The organism is Vibrio minamisatsumaniensis (assembly GCF_050337445.1).
Classification (GTDB): domain Bacteria; phylum Pseudomonadota; class Gammaproteobacteria; order Enterobacterales; family Vibrionaceae; genus Vibrio; species Vibrio artabrorum.
In genome coordinates this window covers 1-7152 of the sequence record NZ_JAKJSY010000120.1, presented here as the reverse complement: position 1 = coordinate 7152, position 7152 = coordinate 1, and the positions used below count along the sequence as shown (strand labels likewise).

Genomic DNA, 7152 nt, shown 5'->3' with positions numbered 1-7152 from the left:
GTGGCGAGCTCCCTTTCTCTATCGCTGATTTTCGCATCTTTTTTGACGGCTTTACGCCACCCATAAATTTGAGATTCATATAGCGAAAGCTGTCGTGCGGCAGCAGAGACACCGACTTTCTCTGCTAACTTAAGCGCTTCGGCTTTAAATTCAGGAGCATGTTTGATTCGTGTTTTCTTAGTTGTCATTGTTCACCTCGTTAGTGATTGTACTCACTTAACTCGGTGTCCAAAACTTCTGGTGCGGATCACTCTTACCCCAACCTGTGCGCTGAACAACTAACAACTTCTGATTAAGATTAACCAAAGCGTCGATCGCTTCCCATTGACCATCTCGAAATTGAGCACCTTCATCACCGATTGCTGTTTTGAGTAACAGCTCTGCCGCCTGTTTGTCCATCTAGCCCACCAATTGAATTTTTGTAGTATCTGGCCAGAGTACCAAATGGCTACGGTGCCTTCAGTGATACATACCAATAATCACTATAAATATTCCTCCATTAATTCAACTAGCTACCAGAATTTATGGCCTTTCGCTCCATTAGTATATTCTCCATCCACTCATCCACTTCACCTTCCACCCAGGCCACGGCCCTATCTCCCAAACTGATGGATTTTGGAAACTCACCATCATTCATTTTTCGGTAAATCGCTGAACGGCTTAATGCTGTTTTTTCCATTACTTCTTTTAGTTTTAGAAATCTCATGGGACGTCCTCCTATGGCTGTGGTCCTCATGGGATAAGCAGGTTCGGTAAAAAAAAGTGGCACCGGCGTAGAGTACGTATAATCAAAAATTCTTCAGGTATATGTCATCTCTGTGAATCCATTCCATGACTGATACAGGAAGCCTGAATATGTCCCATTTTCCCCGTTACGGTAGTTTGTTACCTCAAAAAGAATATGAGCACCGTGTGCTCGAAGAAGCCGCTGAAATACTCAAAGATCGTTATGTTCGTGGTGATGCTTTTTCAAGTCCCGCGGCAACCTCTGATTACTTACGTTTTAAACTGGCAGGGTATGAACATGAAGTTTTCGCGGTCATGTTCTTAGACAATCAGCACCGCTTGATTGAGTTTAAAGAGCTGTTTCGTGGCACGGTTGATTCCGCAAGCGTTTATCCTCGCGAAGTAGTGAAAGAAGCACTGCACGTTAACGCCGCTGCGGTGATCTTCGCCCATAACCATCCTTCCGGCGATCCTGAACCATCACAATCGGACAAACGGATCACTGGGCGTTTAAAAGAAGCGCTCTCGCTGGTGGACATTCGAGTGCTTGACCATTTCGTGGTAGGTGACAGTTGCATCTCATTTGCTGAGAGGGGGTTGCTATGATCATCGATGATTACCGAGGTATCCGGTTGCCAATCAGCTTTTGTGAAACGATAGATAACCTATTGGCACGTTTCGAGGTTCCTGATGATGCAAAACGCCTAGTATTCAACTTTAGAGATCCGACATACTATCAATCCAGAATGGGACTACATCCTGTCGAAATACAATTAAGCAGAGACAATGATCGGGCGCCTTGGTCATTCGCGTTTCTCGCCAGCTTTTCTTATCAAAGCAATAGTACCCATTCCCTTGATGTCGAGTTGTATTTTCATTTACGTAACCATTGGTGTTATCAGCCCGATGCTGGCACTGCTGATCTCTCACAGCCTGCTGTTTTAGATCTTTTCAACACCTGGTGCACAGCACTAGAGCGACACATAAATCGCCGAGCATTCAGCGATATCCAGTTAAGCCAAATCAGTTAAACCCTTTTCTGTTCACTTTAATCTTACCTTTGTAGGAGGCATCACCATGTCTGATATTTTGTTTAATGCTTCAAGCTTGCCTGTTTCAAAATCACTCCATTCCCTTCTGAGTAAAAGTCTTATCGAGAAGCTCGCTGAAGAGGAGCATATTGCCACCAGCACTTATCTCGTATTTAACTTTCGTGATAGTTCCTACAGCGCTGAAGCGGGCGGTTTTCATCCTGTTGAAATTGCTATTGCTCAATCAAGTGATGGGCGATGGAATATTGAATACGCGACAGATTTTGCGTACGTGGGTAGTGCTTATCCTGAGCTGGAACGTTGTCTCGACTTCGACTTTCGAGATCAGTCGTTTTATGCTCAGTACAGTGGGTGGGCGCCAATGAAAGGAAATATCTCAGCCATCGAGCTTTATCAGTTATGGGAAAGTAACTTTCTTACTTACGCCGATATGGAGGTGTATGACCAGGTTTCTGTTACGCCGCAATGAACTTCTCTGAGTTACTTTGCCAATAGCAACAACGCATTCACACCGTGGATTGATGTGCTCACTGAGCACGTTAGATTGAAGGTAAAACCCAGTATTTGGCCGTGATAAAAAAACAAAAGAAAATGCCGATATAGGGTGCCATTTGAGGCCCTATATCGGCATGCTTTATTGCAAACGCTCGCCTCAGAGAGAGCAATAAACCCTTATGGAGCAAGGGCTGAGCACCATCCATGGGCCAAGCATAGGCAAACTAGACTTACAACTTGCTAAGCGCTTGTTTTGCCATGTTATACGCTTCGTTCAACGCTTGATGCGTACTTGGGGTTGCTCTGATGACCTCGACGTATTTCTCGCCTCGGAGTGCATCTACCTGTTGCCATAAGTCGCGATTCGCTACCGGCTTTTTGTCTGACTTTCGCCAACCTTTTTTCTTCCAAGTATCAATCCACTCGTTAAACCCACGAACACAAAAGTCACTGCTGGTGTAGATGACATCGCCATCACGCGCATACTGCATGCACTCCACCAGCGCAATCAGCTCTAGCTCTGTATTACTGGTGTATCCCTGCATCGGTAAACATTGCTGGTCCATTAACTCACCAGCTTTGTCGTACACCACCAAACCAATTCCACCATCGACACTGGACGCCGTGACTGCAATATACAATGCGCATGATTCATTTTTCATTGTTTGTTCCTTTTCTATTTTGACAACGCAACGTGCTTGTCTCTCATCAGATAAGGATGTGATGTGAAAAATGAAGTACGCTCGCATCACTGTGCCCTGAACCATAAGGACACGTTATGACCACCTTTTCTCCGCTACGCGAGAAGATCTTAAAGGCCCTACTGAAAGCCGCCCTCGCAGGCTATCACCATCTCAGTGCCCACTTTCAAAAGGTCAAAGCTGAAATGACAGAACTCAGTGACCACGATTTATTTGAAGAAACAAAGCATCACCCCACCCTGCACTTACGCAGCCTCTTGGCAAGCTTTGAGCTCATCCAGCGTGGCTACTATCTCAGCGATATTCGTGACGTGAGGAATGATCTTTAACTTCATGGCACAAGTAATCTGCGTGTCAATTCACAAAACCATACCAATAAAATTGAGTGAGACATTATGTGTCTCACTCGTCCGTATTCTTTCACCAATTTACAACACCGTGCTCTACGTGCGGATCGAGGATAAATAAATGAGTAAAAGCAACGTATTACATCACGTTGACGAACAGTCTCTAAATGACCTTATTCGGCGCCATGAATCGTTCACTTTAACGAATGTGAAAAATTTCAACCAAACGGTAAAAAAGGTAGAACGACTAATAGAAAAGCAAGGGCTGTCGTGCCGTGTGTATACCGTAGGACGCTCTGCCACTATGGCAGCAGCTCTGGCCTCTGGGCCCGCAGTCATCTTTGGCTTAGCTTCTGCCGCAGCTATTGCGACACACAAAATCGCGACGTTAAACCCCGACTATGAAATCGCTAAGTATCCACTTGCTGACAAGCTTGTAGTGAACTTTAAGAAGTAACCCTTACTAGGACTGTGTGGCCACCAGTCCTCCCATTTTTCCCGCGCTCTCTCCAAACATTCATGTCTTGGGGCCAGATAAGCGTGCTTAAAATTTGGTGGTCCTATGTCTACTAGTACAAATCGACGAAGTGCCGAGCACCTCGAATTGATATTCGAGATGTATTCCCTAATCCCCACAACACGAAAAATAACAGCACGTGAACTGCACCTTGCAGTTAGCGATAAAGGGATCGCCCGAAGTAAACGTACTGTTCAGCGTTGTCTTGATTGCTTATTAACTTACTTTGATGTTGAACAAGATGCGACAAGCAAACCTTATGGCTATCGCCGTACAGCGAATTCAAAACTGGCTTTAGGTCCTCGTGAACACATGGTGTTTTTGTGGGCAGAAGCCTACTTAAAAACGCTTTTACCACGTTCTTACCATCTCATGGTGGATAGTGCTTTCGCACCTTTTAGCACTCTGAGTACCAAGCGCAAACTGATCGATATTCGGCTGCCTGTCACTACTTACTCCAACGAAACAAGCAGTATGGTTTTTGAAACCTTATGTACTGCCGTGTTTTACCAACGTGAAGTTAGGTTATCACTCATAAATGAGCCTCAGAGTCTGTATGTCAATCCATTGGGATTTATCGTGGAGCAAGGCCATCTTTACCTTGCATATCAATATCAAGACACCTTTCACGTAGTCCTCATCGATAAGGTTTTGTCTGCGTATCTCACCACTTTTGCTTATCACTACCCCAACAATTTTTCACTTAACAACATTCCCCTTTCTAAGAAGGAACTCACATAATGAAACACACAACGATAAAAACGACCTTGAGCATATCTGGGTTATTACTACTCGCCGCATGTGGCGGTGGTAGCGATAGTAACGGAGATAGTACTAATCCAAGTACGTCTGCCAAAGTTGGCGGACTGGCGATTGATGGTTATGTTGAAGGTGCTACTGCATTCCTCGACTACAACTTCAATGGTGTAATAGACGAGAACGAACCTAGTGACATCACTGACCAAAACGGACGCTTCGATTTTGCTATTGAAGAAGATGACTTAATCTGTAAAGAGTACTCGCCAATTATCATTGATGTACCTGCTGGTGCGTACGATAGCGATTATGGGTTAGTTGACAAACCTTATCGCTTAACCTTTCCGCCCTCATTCTCATCTGACAACGTAGGCGAAGATGTATTTGCTACTACTCCATTCACTACAGTGATTTGGTCAGCTGTTGAAACAGACCTATTACAAAGTGGCGTAAGCAACTGTAAAGAGTTGGCTGCGAATACTGAAGCGCAAAACAAAGTTGCACGTCTAGTCGCCGAGAAGGAATACGAGTTGGGTAACCGCTACAACATTCCGGCTAACGAGCTATACGCAGACTTCATCGCTTCTGGTAACACCGAGCAGCATCAACTAGCCCAGCTTCTAACCAGCGGTCTAGCAAAAGGCTACGCTGAAACTTCAGCTCTAGTCGATGCGAACCCTAACGCTTGGAAAGCTACAGTTGAGTACTACGTTGAGAAAGACGACGCAGGCAATTTCACTAAGTGGTATCGTGAAGAACGCGTGTTTGATGCCGACACACATTCTCTACGTGTATTTGAAGTAACTGCTGACTTAGAAACTATAGGCCGTCTCATCGTTTACCGTAACAAAATCAAAGCCGAAGAAGGCGCAGTGCAAAAATACACTGATGACCTAATCGACTACCTACCAGAAATCAGCAAATACGGTTGTGGTTTAACTAATAATTACGTACAGAACTCAAAAGACTACGGCAACGACACCGTTACATTCTCTGTATCAGCTTCTGTTCTAGTTGACGACCATACTGCATGTGCAGATCCACTCGTGTACTCTTCTAGCGTACCTTACGCTAACGTCATTCGTGAATTGAAAGACGGCAATGTGTTACTACAAGCTGGTATGTGGGGTTTTGACTTTGGTGACAATGCTGTTATCGATGACCTAATCAACGATGGTTTGTACTCTAACATCACAGACCCAACAGTGCTGGACCAGTTCTCAACTTGGAACTACTCACTGGACTCAACGGAATCTTACGGGGCATCACGTTGGACACGTACATCACTTGTAAGTACAGCTGAGAAAAATGTCATCACAGACGTGAACAGCAAAGGTATCTGGATTATACGTACCACTTACCCTAACGGCACTCACCAAACCCAGTGTGGTGACTCTCTAGAGACTTTAGTGGACGTGGCTAATATGGGTATGTGTGAAGAACTGCCCATAGTGCCTGCTAACTAATCATAACGAGTCGAGAGGGGATGTATCCCCTCTCTTTTTTTATTTTATTGAGCAACCAAAACTTCTGTTTCCAGTACCAAATTGCTTGGTGCGTACTTTGGCAAAGTAACTGAGACGACGAAATAGCTCGTCAAGAACAGAAGAAGACCTAAGGCTATTTACATCGATGTGGTATACACAATTGTCAGGAAAGTGCACTAAACGACCGCCATCATCAAGATCAGTATCTAATGCCCGACACCATGCCGTTTTGATTTTGTGAGATAGGTTGTTTCGGTTAGAGAATGACCCCAGGCTGTTATATACATCCTTGTTAAACAGCAGAACAAGGTGATAGTGATGATGTAACGCTTTATCTTTTTCCTTCACCCATACATACCTTAATCGACATTTCCGTTTCGGTTTCCCTGCTCTTGCTTTCCTTCTTAAATCAGCCTGTATTTGCGCATCCAACGAAGCAATGAAGTTTTTCATCAAATTTGATTCTTCCATCACCATTAAAAGCGGTAATCGCAAATCAACTCTTACCGCCATCGTTCTAGGATGATCATCCAAAGCTAAATCCAGCGTGTCATAAATCCTTTGTAGATAATCAACTAACAGGCCTTCTTTCTGTTTCAAAACAGGTAGGCCATTGAACTCATCGTTATGAGTAACTTTCTTTTTTAGTGTTTTCATTTTCTATACCTCTGGTTAATTCGGTATAGAAAGGTGGATGATTGTTAAAAATAATTTCACTCCACCATAGAGGTATATTAACCATAACCGCAATCCCCAATCTCAACTTTGGATAAGGAAAGACTTGTTCCTTACCCACCTCAAAACTAGACCTGGCAAAACACTTCAGATGAGCGTAGTTGATCCGCACCAGAAGTTTTGGACACCGAGTTAAGTGAGTACAATCACTAACGAGGTGAACAATGACAACTAAGAAAACACGAATCAAACATGCTCCTGAATTTAAAGCCGAAGCGCTTAAGTTAGCAGAGAAAGTCGGTGTCTCTGCTGCCGCACGACAGCTTTCGCTATATGAATCTCAAATTTATGGGTGGCGTAAAGCCGTCAAAAAAGATGCGAAAATCAGCGATAGAG

At 44.1% G+C, this 7152-nt stretch carries 13 protein-coding genes; 8 read left to right on the top strand and 5 right to left on the bottom strand.

What is annotated here, in order from left to right:
• The 3 genes from L4B77_RS18825 to L4B77_RS18815 all read right to left on the bottom strand — a co-directional run.
• On the bottom strand, positions 1–188 hold a 188-nt coding region (locus L4B77_RS18825; RefSeq protein WP_429751068.1), incomplete at its 3' end, for a transposase.
• Positions 189–216: 28 nt separating this feature from the next.
• Positions 217–399, bottom strand: a complete 183-nt coding sequence (locus tag L4B77_RS18820; RefSeq protein ID WP_429752305.1) for a hypothetical protein — start codon at positions 397–399, stop codon at positions 217–219.
• A 109-nt stretch (positions 400–508) separates the two neighbouring features.
• Positions 509–706: an AlpA family transcriptional regulator gene (locus L4B77_RS18815; RefSeq protein ID WP_429752303.1), complete on the bottom strand. Its 198-nt coding sequence runs from the start codon at positions 704–706 to the stop codon at positions 509–511.
• Between the two features lie 149 nt (positions 707–855).
• Between L4B77_RS18815 and radC the strand changes: the two genes are divergently transcribed.
• The 3 genes from radC to L4B77_RS18800 are packed head-to-tail and all read left to right on the top strand — an operon-like array spanning position 856 to position 2247.
• Positions 856–1332, top strand: coding sequence for a RadC family protein (gene radC, locus L4B77_RS18810; RefSeq protein WP_315865641.1), 477 nt, complete (start codon positions 856–858; stop codon positions 1330–1332).
• Positions 1329–1757, top strand: coding sequence for a DUF2787 family protein (locus L4B77_RS18805; RefSeq protein ID WP_040986964.1), 429 nt, complete (start codon positions 1329–1331; stop codon positions 1755–1757). The genes radC and L4B77_RS18805 overlap by 4 nt, the downstream gene beginning before the upstream one ends.
• Before the next feature lie 46 nt (positions 1758–1803).
• Positions 1804–2247 carry a DUF2787 domain-containing protein gene (locus tag L4B77_RS18800; protein WP_040986966.1) on the top strand — a complete coding sequence of 148 codons (444 nt, stop codon included), beginning with the start codon at positions 1804–1806 and terminating at the stop codon, positions 2245–2247.
• A gap of 256 nt (positions 2248–2503) precedes the next feature.
• Here the strand turns inward: L4B77_RS18800 and L4B77_RS18795 are convergent, their stop codons facing one another.
• Positions 2504–3022: a ribonuclease HI gene (locus tag L4B77_RS18795; protein WP_429752307.1), complete on the bottom strand. Its 519-nt coding sequence runs from the start codon at positions 3020–3022 to the stop codon at positions 2504–2506.
• Positions 3023–3051: 29 nt separating this feature from the next.
• On the opposite strand from L4B77_RS18795, the gene L4B77_RS18790 reads away from it, so the two are divergent.
• From L4B77_RS18790 to L4B77_RS18775, 4 genes are all read left to right on the top strand, one after another.
• Positions 3052–3303 (top strand): hypothetical protein, encoded by a 252-nt coding sequence (locus tag L4B77_RS18790; RefSeq protein ID WP_040986973.1) that lies wholly within the window; start codon positions 3052–3054, stop codon positions 3301–3303.
• Between the two features lie 139 nt (positions 3304–3442).
• Positions 3443–3778, top strand: a complete 336-nt coding sequence (locus L4B77_RS18785) for a hypothetical protein (protein ID WP_429752300.1) — start codon at positions 3443–3445, stop codon at positions 3776–3778.
• Between the two features lie 105 nt (positions 3779–3883).
• Positions 3884–4579: a hypothetical protein gene (locus tag L4B77_RS18780; RefSeq protein WP_429752298.1), complete on the top strand. Its 696-nt coding sequence runs from the start codon at positions 3884–3886 to the stop codon at positions 4577–4579.
• Positions 4579–6060 carry a hypothetical protein gene (locus L4B77_RS18775; protein WP_429752296.1) on the top strand — a complete coding sequence of 494 codons (1482 nt, stop codon included), beginning with the start codon at positions 4579–4581 and terminating at the stop codon, positions 6058–6060. Before L4B77_RS18780 ends, L4B77_RS18775 begins: the two co-directional genes overlap by 1 nt.
• Before the next feature lie 39 nt (positions 6061–6099).
• On the opposite strand, the gene L4B77_RS18770 is transcribed toward L4B77_RS18775, so the two are convergent.
• Entirely contained in the window at positions 6100–6738 is a 639-nt protein-coding gene (locus L4B77_RS18770; RefSeq protein ID WP_429752294.1) for an inovirus Gp2 family protein, read from the bottom strand.
• A 242-nt stretch (positions 6739–6980) separates the two neighbouring features.
• On the opposite strand from L4B77_RS18770, the gene L4B77_RS18765 reads away from it, so the two are divergent.
• Positions 6981–7152 (top strand): transposase (locus L4B77_RS18765; RefSeq protein WP_429752230.1); only part of this gene is annotated, 172 nt, incomplete at its 3' end.

What these genes read in the sequence shown, in the direction of transcription:
- L4B77_RS18805 (WP_040986964.1), top strand. Translation starts at nt 1,329, where the DNA reads ATGATCATCGATGATTACCGAGGTATCCGGTTGCCAATCAGCTTTTGT.
- L4B77_RS18770 (WP_429752294.1), bottom strand. Translation starts at nt 6,738, where the DNA reads ATGAAAACACTAAAAAAGAAAGTTACTCATAACGATGAGTTCAATGGC.
- L4B77_RS18800 (WP_040986966.1), top strand. Translation starts at nt 1,804, where the DNA reads ATGTCTGATATTTTGTTTAATGCTTCAAGCTTGCCTGTTTCAAAATCA.
- L4B77_RS18795 (WP_429752307.1), bottom strand. Translation starts at nt 3,022, where the DNA reads ATGCGAGCGTACTTCATTTTTCACATCACATCCTTATCTGATGAGAGA.
- L4B77_RS18815 (WP_429752303.1), bottom strand. Translation starts at nt 706, where the DNA reads ATGAGATTTCTAAAACTAAAAGAAGTAATGGAAAAAACAGCATTAAGC.
- radC (WP_315865641.1), top strand. Translation starts at nt 856, where the DNA reads ATGTCCCATTTTCCCCGTTACGGTAGTTTGTTACCTCAAAAAGAATAT.
- L4B77_RS18785 (WP_429752300.1), top strand. Translation starts at nt 3,443, where the DNA reads ATGAGTAAAAGCAACGTATTACATCACGTTGACGAACAGTCTCTAAAT.
- L4B77_RS18820 (WP_429752305.1), bottom strand. Translation starts at nt 399, where the DNA reads ATGGACAAACAGGCGGCAGAGCTGTTACTCAAAACAGCAATCGGTGAT.
- L4B77_RS18775 (WP_429752296.1), top strand. Translation starts at nt 4,579, where the DNA reads ATGAAACACACAACGATAAAAACGACCTTGAGCATATCTGGGTTATTA.
- L4B77_RS18780 (WP_429752298.1), top strand. Translation starts at nt 3,884, where the DNA reads ATGTCTACTAGTACAAATCGACGAAGTGCCGAGCACCTCGAATTGATA.
- L4B77_RS18790 (WP_040986973.1), top strand. Translation starts at nt 3,052, where the DNA reads ATGACCACCTTTTCTCCGCTACGCGAGAAGATCTTAAAGGCCCTACTG.